21 protein-coding genes are annotated in these 17,921 nt (G+C 56.5%); 13 read left to right on the forward strand and 8 right to left on the reverse strand.

From position 1 onward, the window contains the following. Positions 1–92 precede the first annotated feature (92 nt). Positions 93–3,437, reverse strand: coding sequence for a carbamoyl-phosphate synthase large subunit (carB, locus tag ACR0CW_RS01390; RefSeq protein WP_480786564.1), 3,345 nt, complete (start codon positions 3,435–3,437; stop codon positions 93–95). A 172-nt stretch (positions 3,438–3,609) separates the two neighbouring features. Here carB and ACR0CW_RS01395 point away from each other — a divergent pair, with 172 nt between their 5' ends. From ACR0CW_RS01395 to ACR0CW_RS01405, 3 genes are read left to right on the forward strand one after another with little or no spacing between them, the layout of a single operon-like run. Continuing rightward, positions 3,610–4,743: an aminodeoxychorismate synthase component I gene (locus tag ACR0CW_RS01395; protein WP_480786565.1), complete on the forward strand. Its 1,134-nt coding sequence runs from the start codon at positions 3,610–3,612 to the stop codon at positions 4,741–4,743. Beyond that, the gene (locus ACR0CW_RS01400) at positions 4,698–5,345 is read left to right on the forward strand and encodes an aminotransferase class IV family protein (RefSeq protein WP_480786566.1); all 648 of its coding nucleotides are present in this window, start codon (positions 4,698–4,700) and stop codon (positions 5,343–5,345) included. The genes ACR0CW_RS01395 and ACR0CW_RS01400 overlap by 46 nt, the downstream gene beginning before the upstream one ends. Beyond that, on the forward strand, positions 5,342–6,013 hold the full coding sequence (locus ACR0CW_RS01405) for a CPBP family intramembrane glutamic endopeptidase (protein WP_480786567.1): 672 nt from the start codon (positions 5,342–5,344) through the stop codon (positions 6,011–6,013). Before ACR0CW_RS01400 ends, ACR0CW_RS01405 begins: the two co-directional genes overlap by 4 nt. A gap of 9 nt (positions 6,014–6,022) precedes the next feature. On the opposite strand, the gene ACR0CW_RS01410 is transcribed toward ACR0CW_RS01405, so the two are convergent. Beyond that, positions 6,023–7,249, reverse strand: coding sequence for a class I SAM-dependent methyltransferase (locus tag ACR0CW_RS01410; RefSeq protein ID WP_480786568.1), 1,227 nt, complete (start codon positions 7,247–7,249; stop codon positions 6,023–6,025). A 206-nt stretch (positions 7,250–7,455) separates the two neighbouring features. Between ACR0CW_RS01410 and aspS the strand changes: the two genes are divergently transcribed. Then, positions 7,456–9,231 (forward strand): aspartate--tRNA ligase, encoded by a 1,776-nt coding sequence (aspS, locus tag ACR0CW_RS01415; RefSeq protein WP_480786569.1) that lies wholly within the window; start codon positions 7,456–7,458, stop codon positions 9,229–9,231. 210 nt (positions 9,232–9,441) lie between these two features. Here the strand turns inward: aspS and ACR0CW_RS01420 are convergent, their stop codons facing one another. Beyond that, positions 9,442–10,161, reverse strand: coding sequence for a response regulator (locus ACR0CW_RS01420; protein ID WP_480786570.1), 720 nt, complete (start codon positions 10,159–10,161; stop codon positions 9,442–9,444). Between the two features lie 135 nt (positions 10,162–10,296). Between ACR0CW_RS01420 and mce the strand changes: the two genes are divergently transcribed. Beyond that, on the forward strand, positions 10,297–10,701 hold the full coding sequence (gene mce / locus ACR0CW_RS01425) for a methylmalonyl-CoA epimerase (protein ID WP_109313240.1): 405 nt from the start codon (positions 10,297–10,299) through the stop codon (positions 10,699–10,701). Positions 10,702–10,723: 22 nt separating this feature from the next. Next, entirely contained in the window at positions 10,724–10,990 is a 267-nt protein-coding gene (locus ACR0CW_RS01430; protein ID WP_155145482.1) for a DUF1467 family protein, read from the forward strand. Between the two features lie 3 nt (positions 10,991–10,993). Here the strand turns inward: ACR0CW_RS01430 and ACR0CW_RS01435 are convergent, their stop codons facing one another. The 3 genes from ACR0CW_RS01435 to ACR0CW_RS01445 all read right to left on the reverse strand — a co-directional run bounded on the left by ACR0CW_RS01435 (position 10,994) and on the right by ACR0CW_RS01445 (position 12,755). Further along, on the reverse strand, positions 10,994–11,692 hold the full coding sequence (locus ACR0CW_RS01435) for an EI24 domain-containing protein (protein ID WP_480786571.1): 699 nt from the start codon (positions 11,690–11,692) through the stop codon (positions 10,994–10,996). Beyond that, complete coding sequence (locus ACR0CW_RS01440) at positions 11,689–12,267, reverse strand: nitroreductase family protein (protein ID WP_480786572.1); 579 nt, start codon at positions 12,265–12,267, stop codon at positions 11,689–11,691. Before ACR0CW_RS01440 ends, ACR0CW_RS01435 begins: the two co-directional genes overlap by 4 nt. 236 nt (positions 12,268–12,503) lie before the next feature. Next, positions 12,504–12,755, reverse strand: a complete 252-nt coding sequence (locus ACR0CW_RS01445; RefSeq protein WP_155145476.1) for a hypothetical protein — start codon at positions 12,753–12,755, stop codon at positions 12,504–12,506. Between the two features lie 119 nt (positions 12,756–12,874). Between ACR0CW_RS01445 and ACR0CW_RS01450 the strand changes: the two genes are divergently transcribed. From ACR0CW_RS01450 to ACR0CW_RS01470, 5 genes are all read left to right on the forward strand, one after another. After that, the gene (locus tag ACR0CW_RS01450; protein ID WP_480786573.1) at positions 12,875–13,585 is read left to right on the forward strand and encodes a M48 family metallopeptidase; all 711 of its coding nucleotides are present in this window, start codon (positions 12,875–12,877) and stop codon (positions 13,583–13,585) included. Continuing rightward, entirely contained in the window at positions 13,582–13,950 is a 369-nt protein-coding gene (locus tag ACR0CW_RS01455; RefSeq protein WP_480786574.1) for a YigZ family protein, read from the forward strand. The genes ACR0CW_RS01450 and ACR0CW_RS01455 overlap by 4 nt, the downstream gene beginning before the upstream one ends. A gap of 69 nt (positions 13,951–14,019) precedes the next feature. Then, positions 14,020–14,271 carry a DUF6455 family protein gene (locus tag ACR0CW_RS01460; RefSeq protein ID WP_480786575.1) on the forward strand — a complete coding sequence of 84 codons (252 nt, stop codon included), beginning with the start codon at positions 14,020–14,022 and terminating at the stop codon, positions 14,269–14,271. A 15-nt stretch (positions 14,272–14,286) separates the two neighbouring features. Next, a complete protein-coding gene (locus tag ACR0CW_RS01465) occupies positions 14,287–14,553 on the forward strand; it encodes a DUF6455 family protein (protein WP_480786920.1) in 267 nt (88 codons plus the stop codon). After that, on the forward strand, positions 14,553–14,810 hold the full coding sequence (locus tag ACR0CW_RS01470; RefSeq protein ID WP_480786576.1) for a DUF6455 family protein: 258 nt from the start codon (positions 14,553–14,555) through the stop codon (positions 14,808–14,810). Before ACR0CW_RS01465 ends, ACR0CW_RS01470 begins: the two co-directional genes overlap by 1 nt. A 6-nt stretch (positions 14,811–14,816) precedes the next feature. On the opposite strand, the gene ACR0CW_RS01475 is transcribed toward ACR0CW_RS01470, so the two are convergent. After that, on the reverse strand, positions 14,817–15,059 hold the full coding sequence (locus ACR0CW_RS01475; RefSeq protein ID WP_155145466.1) for a CDGSH iron-sulfur domain-containing protein: 243 nt from the start codon (positions 15,057–15,059) through the stop codon (positions 14,817–14,819). Positions 15,060–15,287: 228 nt separating this feature from the next. Here ACR0CW_RS01475 and ACR0CW_RS01480 point away from each other — a divergent pair, with 228 nt between their 5' ends. Both ACR0CW_RS01480 and ACR0CW_RS01485 read left to right on the forward strand, forming a co-directional pair. Further along, on the forward strand, positions 15,288–15,476 hold the full coding sequence (locus ACR0CW_RS01480; RefSeq protein ID WP_209016144.1) for a hypothetical protein: 189 nt from the start codon (positions 15,288–15,290) through the stop codon (positions 15,474–15,476). A gap of 142 nt (positions 15,477–15,618) precedes the next feature. After that, on the forward strand, positions 15,619–15,975 hold the full coding sequence (locus tag ACR0CW_RS01485) for a diacylglycerol kinase (protein WP_480786577.1): 357 nt from the start codon (positions 15,619–15,621) through the stop codon (positions 15,973–15,975). Between the two features lie 504 nt (positions 15,976–16,479). Here ACR0CW_RS01485 and rimO read toward each other — a convergent pair. After that, positions 16,480–17,868, reverse strand: coding sequence for a 30S ribosomal protein S12 methylthiotransferase RimO (rimO, locus tag ACR0CW_RS01490; RefSeq protein ID WP_480786578.1), 1,389 nt, complete (start codon positions 17,866–17,868; stop codon positions 16,480–16,482). Positions 17,869–17,921: the final 53 nt, after the last annotated feature.

Genomic DNA, 17,921 nt, shown 5'->3' on the forward strand with positions numbered 1-17,921 from the left:
ACGTAGCAATCATGCGGCGCCTTGGTTGGTCGTGGAAGAACAAAAAAAGCCCCGGCGGAACCGGGGCTTTGATCATCTGACAATGATGGGATTTATCCCTGCAGGGATTTCACCGCGACATCCCCTTCGGCCTGTGCCTTGATCGCCAGGGCCGCTGCATGGCTGGCTGCAGCCGTGGTGTAGTAGGGGATCTTGTCATAGAGCGCGATGGACCGGATCGCCTTGCTGTCTTCAACGGCCTGAGCACCCTCGGTGGTGTTCATCACCAGCTGCACCTGACCATCTTTCAGCATGTCGACCACGTCCGGGCGACCCTCGTAGACCTTATTGACGACATCACAAGCGACGCCTTGTTGTTCCAGCCAGGTCTGGGTCCCGCGGGTTGCCACCAGCGAGAAGCCTTGTGCGGCAAGCACTTGTGCGGCTTCGAGCATTGCGGGTGTCTTGTCCGCGTCTTTGATTGAGATGAAGGCACGACCCGAAGACGGCAGTACCATCCCGGCACCCATCTGAGCCTTGAGGAAGGCGCGCGGGAAATCGCGATCCCAGCCCATGACCTCACCAGTCGAGCGCATTTCAGGGCCGAGGATCGTGTCGACGCCGGGGAAACGGGCAAAAGGCAGCACGGCCTCTTTCACCGAGAACCACGGCATGTCCGGATCGGCCAGCGTCATCTGATCGGCGATCTTGGTATCCTGACCTTCCTGATACGCTGGGCGCATTGGGAAGTTCGACAGCTTCTCACCAGCCATCACGCGCGCGGCAATCGACGCAATCGCGCTGTCGGTGGCTTTGGCCACGAATGGGACAGTCCGCGAAGCGCGTGGGTTTACCTCGATCAAGAAGATCTCATCGTCCTTGATCGCGAACTGGACGTTCATCAGGCCAACGACGTTGAGAGCCTTTGCCAACTTGAAAGCCTGATCCTTGATCTCGCCAAGAATCTCTTTTGACAGCGAATAAGGCGGCAGTGAACAGGCCGAGTCGCCCGAGTGCACACCAGCTTCTTCGATGTGCTGCATGATGCCTGCAACGTGAACATCGGTGCCATCGCACAGCGCATCGACGTCCAGCTCGACCGCACCAGCCAGATAGCTGTCCAGCAGAACGGGGCTGTCACCGGAAACCACCACGGCTTCGTTGATATAGCGTTTCAGCTGGTCCATATCGCGCACGATTTCCATCGCACGACCGCCCAGAACGTAGGAGGGGCGGATCACCAGCGGGAAGCCGATCTCGTCGGCAATTTCCAGCGCCTGCTCATCGGTCGAGGCGATGCCGTTCTTTGGTTGTTTCAGGCCCAGTTCGTTGACCAGTGCCTGGAAGCGTTCCCGGTCTTCGGCCAGGTCGATGGCGTCCGGGGTGGTGCCGAGGATCGGAATACCTTCTTCTTCCAGCGCGTTCGCCAGTTTCAGTGGCGTCTGACCGCCGAATTGTACAATCACACCGTGCAGCGTGCCGTTTTCCTGCTCTTTCGTCAGGATTTCCATGACGTGTTCAAAAGTCAGCGGCTCGAAATACAGGCGATCCGAGGTGTCATAGTCGGTCGAAACCGTCTCGGGGTTGCAGTTGACCATGATGGTCTCGTACCCGGCTTCGGTCAGCGCGAAACAGGCGTGACAGCAGCAATAGTCGAACTCGATGCCCTGGCCGATCCGGTTTGGGCCACCGCCAAGGATGACTACTTTTTTGCGGTCGGAAGGGCGCGCTTCGCACTCAACCTCGCCCATCATCGGGGCCTCGTAGGTCGAGTACATGTACGGCGTCTGTGCCTCGAACTCGGCTGCGCAGGTGTCGATACGCTTGAAGACGGCATTGACGCCCAGATTGCGGCGGGCGCGGCGGACGTTGTCCTCGTCACGGCCGGTCAGGTTGCCCAGACGCGCATCGGTGAAGCCTAGCATCTTGAGCTTGCGAATGCCGTCCTCGGTCACTGGCAGGCCGTGTTTGCGGACTTGACGCTCGGCCTCGATGATCTCGCGGATACGGGCAAGGAACCACGGGTCGAACTTGGTGACGCCAAAAATCTCGTCATCGGTAAGGCCGTGGCGCATGGCTTGTGCAATGGTGCGCAGACGGTCAGGCGTTTGCTGGCTGATCGCCTTGATCACGGCAGCTTTGTCACTGGCCTCTTCCCAGAGGCCAACGTTTAGGCCGGGGATTTCGATCTCATCAAACCCGGTCAGACCTGATTCCATTGAGGCCAGAGCTTTCTGCATCGATTCGTGGATCGTGCGGCCGATCGACATGGCTTCACCCACCGACTTCATCGCGGTGGTCAGGTAGGGTTCCGAGCCAGGGAACTTTTCGAATGCAAATTTCGGGATCTTGGTCACGACATAGTCGATGGTCGGCTCGAACGACGCGGGCGTGACCTTGGTGATGTCGTTGTCCAACTCGTCCAGCGTATAGCCCACGGCCAGCTTGGCCGCGATCTTGGCAATCGGGAAACCGGTCGCTTTTGAGGCCAGCGCCGAAGACCGCGAGACGCGCGGGTTCATCTCGATCACAACCATCCGGCCATCGACCGGGTTGATCGCCCATTGCACGTTCGAACCACCGGTTTCGACACCGATCTCGCGCAGCACGGCAATCGAGTGATTGCGCATGATCTGGTATTCTTTGTCAGTGAGCGTCAGGGCAGGGGCCACGGTGATCGAGTCACCTGTATGCACGCCCATCGGGTCAACGTTCTCGATCGAACAGACGATGATGGCGTTGTCGGCGGTGTCGCGCACCACCTCCATCTCATATTCTTTCCAACCCAGCAGGCTTTCGTCGATCAGGATCTGGCCTACGGGTGAGGCATCCATGCCAGAACGGCAAATATGGATATAATCTTCGCGGTTATAGGCCACGCCGCCACCGGTACCGCCCAGCGTAAAGGCAGGGCGGATAATCGCGGGCAGTCCCACAGTTTCAAGCGTATCCAGCGCCAGCGCTACACCTGCGTCCAGGTCTTTCTTTCCGCTCTCATCCTTGGGGGCCGTCACGATCTCGGCTTTGGGGTTTTCGATACCCAGGCGATCCATCGCTTCGCGGAACAGGGCGCGGTCCTCGGCCATTTCGATGGCATCACGCTTGGCGCCAATCATCTCGACGCCGAACTTTTCCAGCACACCCATCTCTTCCAGCGCCAGCGAGGTGTTCAGGCCGGTCTGTCCGCCCATGGTGGGCAGCAGGGCGTCGGGACGTTCTTTCTCGATGATCTTGGCGACAACCTCGGGCGTGATGGGTTCAATATAGGTGGCGTCCGCCAGCCCGGGGTCGGTCATGATCGTGGCCGGGTTTGAGTTCACCAGGATAACCCGGTACCCTTCCTCACGTAGCGCCTTACACGCTTGTGCGCCTGAGTAGTCGAACTCGCAGGCTTGTCCGATGACAATGGGGCCCGCCCCGATGATCATGATCGACTGAATGTCGGTTCTCTTCGGCATGGCCTGGCCCCTTCGATTTTGCACGAGTCACGGGCGCCGCCCAAGCGCCCAAATTGTCGTGCGTTATAGGGACAGCGCGAAAAGGTTCAAGGGGTATCGGAAACAGGAGCGAATTTGCCGCTTTCCCCCCTTTCCCTCGACACCGTATTCTCTATATCGCGCAACACGGTAAATGAGGAAGCAATTGCGTATTCGTTTCGATCAGGGACCGACCGGGCCGGGAACCAGTTTTGATCGGCCTGTTCAGGTGATCCGCGCAGATACTGCGGAAGACGTGCCCCAGGCTATGGCGGCGCTGGATGATGCGCGTGCGCAGGGTAAGTGGCTGGCAGGATATGCCAGTTATGAGCTTGGCTATGTGCTGGAGACCCGCCTTGCTGATCGTCTGCCCGAAGGGCGTCGTCTACCGTTGTTGTGTTTTGGCGTGTACGAACAGCCGTCGAAGCTTGATTTGCCTTCAGGATCATCCGGCGTTACGGAATTTCAGCCCCGATGGGATGAAGCGCGCTATACCAAAGCCTTCCAATCAGTTCACGATGCGATTGGGGCCGGGGATATTTATCAGGCTAACCTGACCTTTCCGATCGATCTGAAACTTGAGGGTGACAGCGCGTCTCTCTATTCGGCGCTCACATCCAGTCAGCGCGTTGGTCACGGTGCGCTGGTTCAGCAGGATGGATTGCCCGACCTCCTCAGCCGTTCACCGGAATTGTTTTTCAGAACCGACGCCGATGGTCGGATTGAAACCCGCCCGATGAAGGGCACGCAGCCACGCAGCGAGGATTTGGCCGAGGATGCCCGGCGTCGCGCGTTTCTGTCGCAGGATGAAAAGAACCGGGCGGAGAATCTGATGATCGTCGATCTGCTGCGCAACGATATCAGTCGGGTTGCGTTGCCAGGAACGGTTAAAGTGCCTGAGCTGTTCAAGGTCGAAACTTATGCCACCGTGCATCAGATGGTGTCACTGGTGCAGGCGCAACTGCAGGTAGGGGCCGGGTTGTCAGACATTTTGACCGCGCTGTTTCCCTGCGGTTCGATCACCGGAGCGCCCAAAATTCGTGCGATGGAGATTCTGTCGGATCTTGAGCCATGGCCGCGGGATATCTATTGCGGCACGATTGGTTGGGCCGCACCAGACGGCAGGTCTGAATTCAACGTCGCTATTCGTACGCTTATGGTCGAAGACGGCGAGGCCACTCTGAATGTGGGTGGCGGCGTTGTGTGGGACAGTACAGCCCCGTCCGAATATGAGGAAGCGCTATGGAAAGCCCGGTTTGCCCACCAACTGAGCCTGATTTCCGCCTGATCGAAACCTTGGCCTTTCGGCCTGAGCAAGGTTTCGTGCGGTTGCAGCGGCATCTAGCGCGTATGGCGCGGTCAACTGATGCACTTGGCATTCCATTTGACTCCGACTTGGCGATCCAAGCGTTGAACACGGTATCCGGAAATGATCCCCTGCGCTGCAGGCTGACCTTGGATAGGGCAGGACAGTACGAAGTCACAACCGGCCCCCTCGCTGAAAACCCATCGGTCTGGCGGCTTGGGATATCGGATATTCGGTTGGACTCTTCCGATCCTTGGCTGCGGTACAAGACAACCCGACGGGCGATTTATGATACGGCCCGGGCGTCTCTGCCTGATGATTTGGATGAGTTACTGTTCCTCAACGAGAAGGAGGAGCTTTGTGAAGGCTCGATAACCAATCTCTTTCTGGAAATGCAAGACGCGCGCTGGCTGACACCGCCACTTTCGTCAGGCTTGCTACCCGGTATTCTGCGCGAAGAATTGCTGGAAACAGAAAAGGTTACCGAAGCGACTCTGACCTTGACCGATCTGCATGAGGCGAAGAATGTGCATATGGGTAATTCCTTGAGGGGGCTGATCCGCGTGGAGCTGGCAATAAAGTGAGCGAACAGGGGGAATTGACCGGAGCCGCTGTTCCTGAGATGCGGTTGCGACTGGAATTCGGTGCTTTTTTCATCGCGGCGCCACTGTTGATCGCTTTGCTGTTTCCACCCAACTGGATGTTCCCGGCATTGTTTGCATTCACCGGTCTTGGGATCATTCTGCTGCATAACACTCCGGGATTTTCGTGGGCAGAACTGCGCTATGGATGGCGAAACTGGTCCTGGCGAGAGGTAATCCTGTTCACGGTGGCAATGGCTGCCGTTTGCACCGTGTTGGTCAAAGCGACTCGCCCTGATGCGGCATTCTTTTTGCTGATCCATAGGCCGGAGATGTTGGCCTTCATTTGGGTTGGCTATCCGTTGCTGTCTGCCTTGCCGCAAGAGCTGCTATTCAGACCACTGTTCTACCGCCGGTATCACGGGATACTGCCAACGGGGCGCGCAGCGGATGTACTGAACGCAGCGATCTTTTCATTCGCACATCTGATGTACTGGAGCTGGATCGTTGCAGTGATGACGTTTGCTGGCGGGATTCTGTTCTCCTGGGCCTATCGCAAGCGGGGGTCATTCTTCTACGCGGTTCTGTTGCACGCTATCGCCGGCAACATCATCTTTGCAGCCGGTCTGGGCATTTTCTTTTATTCCGGCAACGTTCAACGGCCATTCTGAGTTGATCGGCTATTCTGCAGCATCACGCATGGGCTGAGGTGACTGATAGAGGTAATCTCTTGTCAGTGGCGCCGCATCTCGTTTGTGACCAAGCTGCAACTGGAAAACAGTCTGATCGCGTTCCTCGAAAACCAGAATGCAGGCCGTCAGATAGAACCGCCACATCCGGATAAACCGGTCATCATACATCGCACGAACCTGATCCAGATTGTGCTCGAACCGATCGCGCCAGCACCGCAGTGTTTTTGCATAGTGCAATCGAAGGCTCTCGATATCCAGAAGCCACATCCCTGTACGCGATACCGGGCCCACCAGCTCGGTTAGCGACGGGACATAGCCGCCCGGGAAGATATACTTGCTCAGCCACGGGGATTGATTGGTGGCTGGACCGTTGCGCCCGATCGAATGGATCAGGGCAACACCTTCCGGATGCAGCAGATCGGAAATCCGGTCGAAATAAGTCTGAAACTGGGGTGCACCCACATGTTCCAGCATGCCGACGGACACGATGCGATCAAACTGATCCTCAACCTCTCGATAGTCCATAAGCCGGATTTGAATTTGCTTGCGCAGGCCTGCCGCCTGAATGCGCTGGTTTGCAGTCCTGTGTTGATTTTCGGACAGTGTTAGGCCGGTGACTTGAACGCCGTGCTTCTGTGCCAGTGTCAGAGCGAGGCCACCCCAACCACAACCAATGTCCAGAACCCTCATCCCCGGCTCAAGGCACAGCTTGCGGGCGATATGGTCCTTCTTGGCCTTCTGCGCTTCCTCGAGCGTCATGTCCGACGTCTGAAAATACGCACAGCTATACTGCATGTCCGGATCCAGCATCAGACGATAGAAATCATCCGACAGGTCATAATGGTGCGCAACATTGCGTTTTGACAGAGGCACCGAATTGCGCTGGATCAGAGGGCGCATGAGGTATTCGGCGCGCATCTGAATTCGTTGAACGATGGGTAATGGGTTTGCGGCTGCCGAGCGAATCGCAATCCGCATCGCGTTTTCCAAACCGCCTTCGTCTATAGACAGCGAACCATCCATATAGCCTTCACCAAAGGCCATCTCGGGGTTCTTGACCATGCGCGGCAGCAGAGCTGCTTCATGCAGCGAGATTTGTGCCGCGGGTGAAGTCCCGTCACCATATTCGCGTTCGCTCCCGTCGGGGTATCTGATCCGCAGCGTCCCACGGGTGATGAAGTCGCTCAAAATGCGATCGAAAATAGCTTGCCACATTTGCCCAACATCTCCTTTCAAAATGGCCTGGCTCCCGTAAACCGGGAAAAACTATTCAAGTTCACTATGCGGAAAACATACCAAAAAATAAGAATTTGTCTGCCTTTTGCTTAACATCGCATGCGATAGAGCGGCGGACCCTTGACTTCTACGGGCGATCGCGGTGTATCGGCGCGACGAATTTTGCGCCCGAAGGGATATGATCCATGCACGCCTATCGCAGCCACACCTGCGCCGCTCTGACCGCCGCCAATGTTGGTGAAACCGTTCGCCTGTCCGGTTGGGTGCATCGGGTACGAGATCACGGCGGTGTGCTGTTCATCGACCTGCGCGACCATTTTGGCGTGACGCAGGTTCTGTGCGACGGCGACAGCGCAGCCTTTGCCGAGCTGGAGAAGGTCCGCTCCGAATGGTGCATCCGCATCGACGGCACGGTCAAGGCACGCGATCCCGAGCTGGTAAACCCGAAATTGCCCACCGGCGAGATCGAAGTTTATGTGCGTGAACTGGAAGTTCTGGGTGCCGCTGACGAACTGCCGCTGATGGTCTTTGGCGATCAGGAATACCCCGAGGAAACTCGCCTGCGCTATCGCTATCTGGACCTGCGCCGTGAAGCGATGCAGCAGAACATGACCCTGCGTTCGGACGTTGTTGCATCCATGCGCAAACGGATGTGGGATCAGGGCTTTCGCGAGTATCAGACACCGATCATCACCGCATCCTCGCCCGAAGGTGCGCGTGACTTCCTGGTGCCCTCGCGTTTGCACCCGGGCAAGTTCTACGCGCTGCCGCAAGCTCCGCAGCAGTTCAAACAGCTGATCATGGTGTCGGGCTTCGACAAGTACTTCCAGATTGCGCCTTGCTTCCGCGACGAAGATCCGCGTGCTGACCGCTCGCCCACCGATTTCTACCAGCTTGACCTCGAAATGTCCTTTGTGGAACAGCAGGACGTGTTCGACACGATCCAGCCGGTTCTGACCGGTGTGTTCGAGGAATTCGGCGGTGGCCGCAAAGTTGATCAGGACTGGCCGCAGATTTCCTACAAGGATGCAGCGCTCTGGTACGGCACCGACAAGCCCGACCTGCGGAACCCAATCAAGATGCAGGTTGTGTCTGAGCATTTCCGTGGTTCTGGCTTTGCGATATTCGCCAAATTGCTTGAGCAGGAAGGCACCGAAATCCGCGCGATCCCAGCACCAACCGGTGGCAGCCGTAAATTCTGTGACCGTATGAACGCTTTCGCCCAGAAAGAAGGGCTGCCCGGTATGGGCTACATCTTCTGGCGCGATCAGGGCGAAGGGATGGAAGCGGCAGGCCCGCTGGCCAAGAACATTGGCCCCGAGCGGACTGAAGCGATCCGTCAGCAGCTGGGTCTGGGCGTTGGTGATGCGGCGTTCTTCCTGGGCGGCAAGCCGAAAGCCTTTGAAAAGGTTGCTGGTAAGGCACGCGACGTGATTGGTGAGGAACTGAACCTCACCGAAAAAGATCGTTTTGCCTTTGCCTGGATCGTGGATTTCCCGATCTATGAGCAGGACGAAGAAACCGGCGCGATTGATTTTGAGCACAACCCGTTCTCGATGCCGCAAGGCGGTATGGAGGCGCTGCAGGGCAATCCGCTGGATGTGCGCGGCTATCAGTACGATCTGGCATGTAACGGGTACGAACTGGTTTCAGGTGCGATCCGGAACCACAAGCCCGAGATTATGCTGAAGGCCTTCGAACTGGCTGGCTATGGCGAAGAAGAGGTCAAAAGCCGCTTTGGTGCCTTGTTCAACGCGTTCCACTACGGGGCGCCGCCACACGGTGGCTGTGCTGCAGGTATCGACCGTATCGTGATGCTGCTGGCCGATGAGGCCAACATCCGTGAGGTCATGATGTTCCCGATGAACCAGCGTGCCGAAGACCTGATGATGGATGCACCATCAGATCCGACTTCGGATCAGTTGATGGAACTGGGTCTTCGCATCATCCCACAAGACTGATAGTCAGACCGCCCGCCACGTGCGGGCGGTTCTGTTTTGTGCAGCTCAAGTCCTGCTGATTAAGATCGATAGAGCCTTTGCTTTGAGGTTCAATCAAGTGGGTTGTCCACGCTTTGACGGTTGTCGCGAATTGACCGCGCCGTGCTTCTGGTCTGGCGGTAAAGCCACAGGCACAGAACGGTGGCCGTGATGAAATAAGCGATCGTCATATTAGATGGCCTCCCGGTGTTTGAGCCGGTTTTGCACCAAACCTGCTACTCGTGCGGTCTGCGCGGTAACGGGTGCGCCCCGTGACTGTGATGCCGCCAGTTGCTGTGCGGCTTCAGCCAGAACCATATCTTCGGCATCCCGTGCGACCGCCCTGAGGAACTGTGCCACATAGTCCAGCGTGCGATTGTCGGTCGGACCTGTCAGTACGTCAGCGATATGTGCCATGTCGTCCTGGTAGGCCATCGGATCTGGGTGGATCACCTCGTCGCGCACAGCATGGAGGCCCCCCGGGCGGCGATCTTCGGGGAGCAGTTCCAGAATACTCTTCTGGAAATAAGCAAGCGACGTCAGCGGCTTGGCGAGGAACCCATCCGCACCAGCCTTCATCGCTGCTGCTTCGGTACCGTCATCACCCGACATTCCCAGAATGACGCTGATCCGGGGAGTTGCCTGATCCAGTTCGGTGATCAACTCATCCCCAGACCCATCGGGCAGCCCCATGTCGACGACAATGACGGAAGGGCGATAGATCTGAAGGTGACGGCGTGCCGATTTCAGACAATCCGCGCGGCGAATTCTTGCCCCGCTGTGCATGCACATCAGCCGCATTGCATCGCAAACATATCGGCTGTCTTCAACGACAAGGATGGTCTGCCCCAGCAACGGCCGGGTAGCGTTGGGAAGGGCGGGAGAGGTGGCGAATGGGCCCGAATCGTCCATGGCAAAACTCCTGTTCAGCAGATGCCTCACGCTAGGAACTTCTGGCTAACACAGGGTTAATGGGCAATTTGGCGCACTTGCCCTTTGTCGGGGCAACCCCCATAACCCCAGCAACGCTGAACAGAGGAGAGTTCCATGATTGGTCGCCTGAACCACGTCGCGATTGCCGTTCCGGATCTTGAAGCGGCTTCCGAGCAGTATCGCAACGCGCTGGGCGCAAAAGTTGGCGCGCCTCAGGACGAGCCCGATCATGGTGTAACCGTGGTGTTTATCGAACTGCCCAACACCAAGATCGAATTGCTGTATCCCTTGGGCGATGACAGCCCGATCAATGGGTTTCTGGAAAAGAACCCTGCTGGCGGCATTCACCATGTCTGCTACGAAGTTGAAGATATCATTGCCGCCCGCGATCACCTCAAGGAAACCGGTGCGCGCGTCCTTGGTTCCGGAGAGCCGAAAATCGGTGCGCATGGCAAGCCTGTTCTGTTCCTGCACCCCAAGGATTTCAATGGTTGCCTGGTCGAACTGGAGCAGGTGTAACCCCTAAGCCGGAGGGCCGACTATGACGATTACAGCAGCTCTGGTCCTGTTTGCCGTAATCTGGTTCCTGACCTTGTTGATTGTGTTGCCCGTGCGGATCAAAACGCAGGGCGATCTGGGTGAGATTGTTCCGGGTACCCATGCAGGGGCGCCAGAAGTGCATCACCTGAAGAAAAAGATGTGGATCACCACCGGTATCTCGGTAGTGATCTGGGCGATCATTGCAGGGATTATCATCTCGGGCGTGATCTCGGTCCGGGATTTCGACTGGCTGAACCAGATGGGCTGACAGTCAGGGTCTGGTCCCTGACAGCCCGTGATAGATATGGGTGAACGTCGCGGCCCCGAGGATCGGGATCAGGAGGTTCACCAGAGGTACGGATAGCGGAATGGCCATCAGTGTTCCGGCCATCCAGATCGTTGCGACATGTTTTGCCCGCAGTTTGCGCGCTCCTTCACGGCCCAACCGCCGCATCGCGGCCAATGTGAAGTATTCCCGCCCCAACAGGAAACCGTTCATGGCCCAGAAGATGAACGGAGCGAAGGGCGTGAAAATCGCATAAAGGATCAGAGCTAGCATGTTGGCAACGATAAGGACGCCCAGGAAACTGAGCGTATCCATCAAAGCGTCGCCAAAAGATATGCGCGGGACTGCGGGCAGGGAGGGATAGTGTTTGTCCTCGACCGCTTGTGCAACCTCATCCAAAAACATCGAGGTGATGGCTGAGGCCACCGGCACCATCAAAAAGACCGACAGCACCATCATCAGCAGGAATGATGAGACACTGAGAAGGTCGTTCAACCACGTCACTTCACCCAAAATCGGCAGGGTTACCTGATCTCCGACAAGCGTGTTTATCAGCCACAGGAACCCTGCATAGCTGACCACTAGCAGGGCAAATGTCAGGCCAACGCCAAGCAGCAGAACTTTGCGAAAACGCGGATCCCCGATCTGTCCGATGGCTTTGAGAAATGACTGGACAACGATCATTCGGAAACCCATTCGGTCAGTACAGGTACGTCCGGGCGTGGACGTTCAGGCGGTGTGGTGCCTTCGGTTGCGATGTGAATCAGGCCAGCGACACGTTCATTTTCTGCGAGACCAAGGGCTTCCTTGCAGAAATCACGGTCATGAGTTTGCCAGCCCGACAGCCAGTTTGCTCCCCATCCAGCAGCCAGAGCTGCATTCAGCAACGCCAAACACACTGCACCGGCGGAATAGGTTTGTTCGATTGCCGGAATCTTGGGGGATTCCTTTTGCACTTCGATGACGGCTACTGCGAGTTGTCCCAGATCGAATTGGTTTCTGGCTTTGGCGATGTCCTCGGGGCTTTTGCCCAATGCCCGCCCATGTTTCTCGGTCAGGTCCGCTAGACGAGGCATCGCGCCTTTTTGCAGAACGATAAAGCGCCAGGGCTCAAGCTTGCCGTGATCCGGGCTGCGTGCAGCGGCTGTCAGCAAAGGTTCCAGTTCTTCCCGTGTTGGGGCAGGTGCGATCAGGGTTTTCGCCGGGCGGGATCGGCGCGACAGCAGAAATTCAAGTGCGGCCGGATTTTTCAAGGACATATGTTAACTTCCTTTACATCAGCAGTGTGTATCTCGGACAGGTGCATGGCCTTTTCAAGGGCAAATGCAAAAAACTGTCCTACATCTCTGATACCTTGCGGCGGCTTGGCGGGAGATCACATTGGCTATGGAGGCACAAAGAACAAAACACAAGTCGATGCAAAGCCTTGCCACGCTGTAGACCGCTACAGGTGTTTAGGATGGATCAACCGGCATCAGGCGGTTTCTGGCGATTGCTATTCACTTTGATCAGGTGGAGTTTCCCGGATCTGATAGACTCCCTCTGGTAAATCGAGGGCAGCGGCCAGATCGCGGACCTGTTCCGGTGACAGCGTGATCTTCTGGACCTGTTCCGTACGGGGGTCTATCTGCTCAAGCGTCACGCATTCGGCAAAACTGTTGATTACGATATCCTCTTGCAAAGGCTTGGGGCCTTCGTCCACCAGAGTAATGATCGTCGAGTCGAATTCATGTTCAATCGAAAACATGATGTCAGAGTGCCGATCCGAATACGGTAATGCAACCCGTTGTTCGGAACAGAAGGTGTGGTAAGCCCGAAGGTGTCGCGCTAAGGTTTCCTTCCGGCATGATTTTGAAAGGACCCGGAATGCTCCGTTATGTCTTGTTGCTGGTCATGCTGGTTTCCGCCTGCGGCCTTAGCCCGCGCGGGTCTGGTTTCATCACTGCAGAACAGTGGAATCCCTCAACGCCGGAGCTGCAGCAGAAAGCGAGCGATTTTCGGCAAGTCAGCCGCGCCGTCAGCGCCGCCGCCACCGATACCTGCCGACGTCAGGCCAAAAACCTGAATTGCGAGTTCGGAATCCTTGTCGATCCTAATCCAAATGCCGAGGTCAATGCGTTTCAGACACTGGATGACAAGAAACGACCCTACATTATTTTTACCCAGACGATGATCGAATCGACGCAAAATGCGGATGAAATGGCATTCGTCATGGGGCACGAAGCAGCCCACCATGTTCTGGATCACATTGCACGTCAGGCTAAAAACTCGCAGGAAAGCGCGCAGATTTTTGGGAATTTGGCCCGGGATTATGGCGCAGATGACGAGGGTGTTGAACTTGCGCAGAAGTTGGGTGCGGATGTCGGGGTGCAGGTATACATCAAGGGGTTCGAGCTTGAGGCCGACCGGTTGGGTACAGTGATTACACATTCAGCGGGTTATGACCCCTTGGTCGGAATGGAGTACTTCAAGCGTATTCCTGATCCGGGTGACCGCTTTTTGGCGACACACCCTCCCAACGCGCAGCGCGTGCAGGCCGTTCTGGAGACGGCGGCCCAATTGGGACTGACACAATGACAGAACTGACGCGCCTTGGCGTGGTGCTGACCGATCGCGGATCAAAATACGCTGTCACCGGTGCCTCTGCATCCAGCCGGGCGGATGTTGACGCCGTTCTGGCGGAACTCAAATCCGACAAGAATTACGCCAAGGCTACGCACAACACTTGGGCCGCTGTTTTGCCGACCGGAGCGCTGAAAGCAGATGACGGTGAAAGTGGCGCAGCCATGGTGATCTTGCGGATGATGGAGCGTGCTGAAATGGAGAACTACGTTATCATCGTGACACGCTGGTATGGCGGCAAGAAGCTTGGCGGCGATCGTTTTCGCAGGGTGCAGGATGCCACGCGGTTCTATCTGGATCACCTCGGTATCGGTGCTTGACCTGAATCAAGGGCAAAGATCGGTTTGATTGATACCTTTTCCTAAAGCGCGACAGGGAAAGGAAACCGTATGACTAGCCGTGAGACTTTGCGACACCATGCCGGCCTCGTGGATCAGATGGCCACAAAGCTGGGTGTGGATCTGGAAACCGCTGCCATCGAAGGGCAGGTATCGGTAGATGAAATTTCTGACGCCGTATTGAAATGCACCAACTGCCCCAATCCGAGCCACTGCGAAGCCTTTCTTCAGAAAAGCGCGTCTTCGCATCAAACTCCGGAATACTGCAGAAATCGGGAGTTACTGCAAAATCTCATCCCGTAAGGCGGTTGTTCGATGATGCATCTGGGTCAAATTATGACGCATGTTCGCCTGATCCTCAGGATGGGGCAGGCCACGGGAACTGATCTTGTAGCAGCCCATAAGGTCGGTCGATTGAGCCAGGAAAGCTGGGCCGAGATGATTCAATCCTGCAGGGGGTGCGAATGGGCTTGCGCATGTCCTGAATGGTTGGATCAGAATGAAAATGCGCCGCATGCCCCCGAAAACTGCCCAAACCGAAAGCGATTCGCCGCACTTAAGGCAAATCAGCGGCGGATGAACTGATGGCTCGAACTTCGCTTGGCGACATCGAAAAACACTTTTGGCTGACCCGATCCGTCGCCAGGTGCATGGGGGTTTCCCTTACCGAAGCGATGGTTGAAGGGCGGCTTTCTGCCAACGATTATGCCGAGATGGTGACGCGCTGTCGTGCCGCAGAATGCAGCGAAAATTGCGCGATCTGGTTATCGATTCAGCAGTCTCAGGCGATCGCCGCACCAGAATTTTGCGCCAATGCCAAAACCCTCAACGAGCTGAGATAGACACCTTCATAACTGTTGATGTGATCCGTCACACAGAGGGGGCTTGGAAGTCTGTTTGCACCCACAAAAAAAGACCTTTTTGCTCGATTCCGCTGTGTATTTGACTGGCTCGATTCCGGTTCCTTTATGTGATCCGTCACAGAAGGGCTGACGTTTGGATCTGCCGCATGCGCACCAGAAATAACTCTTGCCCTCGGTTACCTCGACGGGAAAGGGGGATTTCTGTGCGATGATGGGTGCATCTGACATCTGGCTACTCCGATTTGGCTTATGTCGATGACACAGCTTAGCCTGATCGGGCAAAAAGGGTAGCGGCAGGCCCGATCAATGCACCTGCAGGTTGCCGGGCAAGCGTGGTTTCGCTTCTAATCACGAAGCCGTTATCGACTCGGTTGCCAGATTGGTGACAAGCCCGTATTCTGACGACGGCCCCGAAAAACTGGGCAATATCAGAAAAGTAATAGAGGATTGATGGACATGAAACTCAAATTCGCTGCTCTCTGCGCAACCGCAGTTGTTCTGGCCGCGTGCTCGCAGCAGGAAGAACCGACCCCGATCTACGTACAGCCTAGCTATGACAAGCAAGGCAACGCAAGCTGCTCGGCAGGCTATCAGCTGGCCACGACCGAAGCAGGTCAGACCGTATGTAACCCGGTCACACAATAAGCATTCCGCAGGCGGTCCTATTGGGGGCCGCCTGCACATTCGATCAAAGTTTGATCCGCCGTTTGGCGGTTTTTTCTTTTCTGGCCATAACGTGCAAATGCTGGTTTTGTTCAATAACTGAACCAAGCGCCCGGAAGGCCAAATGCTGAACTTCTTTCAACGACTGAGTGACAGAACACGCTGGAGCTGGCAGGGCGTGATCACGACCTGGCGCGAGGAATACTCGTTCCGTGTCTGGGGATGGCTCAATGTGTTCTCGGCTGCATTGGCGTTTTGGCTGCCGCTGACTGCGGGCGAACGTGCCATGATTCTAGCGTTGGGAATCCTGGTTCTGGCGGCTGAGTTGTTCAACACAGCTGTCGAACGTGCAGTCGATCACACCTCAACCGAACATCACACTTTGGCAGGGCAGGCAAAAGATGCAGCCAGCGCAGCCGTGGCCCTGACCGCGATAGCAGCTGGGGTTGCCTGGCTGGTTATGTTGCTCAGCCTGATTTAGCCAGCGCTCCACAATTCTTAGTGTCGAAACCGCAGCCCGAGCCGGTGTTTTCGATGTTTGAACACATACCGTTTTGGCGCTGGATAGTAATAGCCTTTGTATTTGTGACGTTTGACCCCGTGATGTGGTCGGGCTTTATAGGTTGAGCCATAGCTAACATGTGGTCTGGTTGAGTAGTGCCGGATAGTTGGGGCGTAGTAATATCTGCGAACATGATGCTGACTTCGCTGATGAATACTCAGCTTGACTGATCCAACCGTAATGAAGCCGGAAACACTACTGTCATAGCTCTGCGCGGAAACCGGGCCTGAGAGCAGATGTGCTGTAACGATGACAGCAGCGCATCGTGGGATAGATCGAAACATGCGAAACATGAGAACCTCCGTTTGGGACAGGGTTTCATGTCTATGATCGGTCAAAGGCGCGCTGTTTGCCAATAAACTTGGGTCACGCTTTGCCTATCGCACTTCATCAGCGGCACTGTGGGTTTGTCTGATCAGAATGTCAGACAGTTCTGCCCCACAGATCATATTCACCGGCCTCATCCACTTCGACCGTCACGATATCGCCCGGCTTCAAGGCCTCGAAGCCTTCATCAATGAACAGGTTGCCGTCAATCTCGGGGGCGTCAGATTTGGTCCGGCAGGTCGCCGCGTCGCCATCAACCTCGTCCACGATGACTTCGATCCTTTGTCCGACTTTTGCTGCCAGCTTGGCTTCGGAGATCGCCTGAGCCTTTTCCATAAAACGTTCCCACCGGTCTTGTTTGACTTCGGCGGGGACATGATCCGGCAGATCATTCGATCTTGCACCGTCCACGTTTTCGTACTGAAAACACCCGACGCGATCCAGTTGTGCCTCGTCCAACCAGTCCAGCAATGTTTGGAACTCTGCCTCGGTTTCACCAGGATACCCCACGATGAAGGTCGACCGCAGGGTGATGCCCGGGCAGGTTGCGCGCCAGGCCGCAATCTCATCCAGGGTTTTGGCTGCTGCTGCAGGGCGCGCCATGCGTTTCAAGACGTCGGGGTGGGCATGCTGGAAGGGAATGTCCAGATATGGCAGCACGTTACACCCCGCATCAGCCATGAGCGGGATCAGTTCGCGCACATGCGGATAGGGGTATACGTAGTGAAGCCGGACCCAGGCGTCCAACTTTCCAAGCTCGCGGGCCAGATCGGTTATGTGGGTACGCACCTCACCGTCTTTCCACGGGTTCACATCATACTTGCGATCCAGCCCATAGGCTGAGGTGTCTTGCGAGATGACCAATAGCTCGCGTACCCCATTATCGACTAGCTTTTCCGCCTCACGCAGAACTGCATGTGCTGGCCGGCTGGCGAGTTTACCGCGCATGTCCGGGATGATGCAGAACTTGCATTTGTGGTTACAGCCCTCGGAAATCTTCAGATAGCTGTAGTGGCGCGGGGTGAGCTGCACGCTGCTGGCGGGCAACAGATCCACAAACGGATCCGGGTCCGGCGGCACGGCCGAGTGTACCGCATCCAGAACCTGCTCGTACTGGTGCGGGCCGGTGACGGCCATGATGCGCGGGTGATGTTCGCGAATATAATCCGGTTCGGCCCCCAGACAGCCGGTCACGATGACCTTTCCATTTTCCACCAGCGCCTCGCCGATCGCATCCAGCGATTCCGCCTTGGCACTATCGAGAAACCCGCATGTGTTCACGATCACGGCATCCGCGCCTGAATAGTCGGGTGAAATTCCGTATCCTTCGGCACGAAGGCGGGTCAGAATGCGTTCACTGTCGACCAGTGCTTTGGGACAGCCCAATGAGACCATACCGATGGTGGGCTGGTTCGAACGTGGCGTCTCGGTGATCCGGGCGGCAGGGGCCAGGTCGGGGCGGAGGTTTGGCGGGTTCGTGGTCATGGCGCGGCATATAGTGGGGAACGCTTCCCCTTGCAAATGTTGCGCGCACAGGG

The sequence above is a fragment of the Ruegeria sp. CH6 genome (assembly GCF_056537005.1).

What these genes read in the sequence shown, in the direction of transcription:
- carB (WP_480786564.1), bottom strand. Translation starts at nt 3,437, where the DNA reads ATGCCGAAGAGAACCGACATTCAGTCGATCATGATCATCGGGGCGGGC.
- ACR0CW_RS01395 (WP_480786565.1), top strand. Translation starts at nt 3,610, where the DNA reads ATGAGGAAGCAATTGCGTATTCGTTTCGATCAGGGACCGACCGGGCCG.
- ACR0CW_RS01400 (WP_480786566.1), top strand. Translation starts at nt 4,698, where the DNA reads ATGGAAAGCCCGGTTTGCCCACCAACTGAGCCTGATTTCCGCCTGATC.
- ACR0CW_RS01410 (WP_480786568.1), bottom strand. Translation starts at nt 7,249, where the DNA reads ATGTGGCAAGCTATTTTCGATCGCATTTTGAGCGACTTCATCACCCGT.
- aspS (WP_480786569.1), top strand. Translation starts at nt 7,456, where the DNA reads ATGCACGCCTATCGCAGCCACACCTGCGCCGCTCTGACCGCCGCCAAT.
- ACR0CW_RS01420 (WP_480786570.1), bottom strand. Translation starts at nt 10,161, where the DNA reads ATGGACGATTCGGGCCCATTCGCCACCTCTCCCGCCCTTCCCAACGCT.
- mce (WP_109313240.1), top strand. Translation starts at nt 10,297, where the DNA reads ATGATTGGTCGCCTGAACCACGTCGCGATTGCCGTTCCGGATCTTGAA.
- ACR0CW_RS01430 (WP_155145482.1), top strand. Translation starts at nt 10,724, where the DNA reads ATGACGATTACAGCAGCTCTGGTCCTGTTTGCCGTAATCTGGTTCCTG.
- ACR0CW_RS01435 (WP_480786571.1), bottom strand. Translation starts at nt 11,692, where the DNA reads ATGATCGTTGTCCAGTCATTTCTCAAAGCCATCGGACAGATCGGGGAT.
- ACR0CW_RS01440 (WP_480786572.1), bottom strand. Translation starts at nt 12,267, where the DNA reads ATGTCCTTGAAAAATCCGGCCGCACTTGAATTTCTGCTGTCGCGCCGA.
- ACR0CW_RS01445 (WP_155145476.1), bottom strand. Translation starts at nt 12,755, where the DNA reads ATGTTTTCGATTGAACATGAATTCGACTCGACGATCATTACTCTGGTG.
- ACR0CW_RS01450 (WP_480786573.1), top strand. Translation starts at nt 12,875, where the DNA reads ATGCTCCGTTATGTCTTGTTGCTGGTCATGCTGGTTTCCGCCTGCGGC.
- ACR0CW_RS01455 (WP_480786574.1), top strand. Translation starts at nt 13,582, where the DNA reads ATGACAGAACTGACGCGCCTTGGCGTGGTGCTGACCGATCGCGGATCA.
- ACR0CW_RS01460 (WP_480786575.1), top strand. Translation starts at nt 14,020, where the DNA reads ATGACTAGCCGTGAGACTTTGCGACACCATGCCGGCCTCGTGGATCAG.
- ACR0CW_RS01465 (WP_480786920.1), top strand. Translation starts at nt 14,287, where the DNA reads ATGCATCTGGGTCAAATTATGACGCATGTTCGCCTGATCCTCAGGATG.
- ACR0CW_RS01470 (WP_480786576.1), top strand. Translation starts at nt 14,553, where the DNA reads ATGGCTCGAACTTCGCTTGGCGACATCGAAAAACACTTTTGGCTGACC.
- ACR0CW_RS01475 (WP_155145466.1), bottom strand. Translation starts at nt 15,059, where the DNA reads ATGTCAGATGCACCCATCATCGCACAGAAATCCCCCTTTCCCGTCGAG.
- ACR0CW_RS01480 (WP_209016144.1), top strand. Translation starts at nt 15,288, where the DNA reads ATGAAACTCAAATTCGCTGCTCTCTGCGCAACCGCAGTTGTTCTGGCC.
- ACR0CW_RS01485 (WP_480786577.1), top strand. Translation starts at nt 15,619, where the DNA reads ATGCTGAACTTCTTTCAACGACTGAGTGACAGAACACGCTGGAGCTGG.
- rimO (WP_480786578.1), bottom strand. Translation starts at nt 17,868, where the DNA reads ATGACCACGAACCCGCCAAACCTCCGCCCCGACCTGGCCCCTGCCGCC.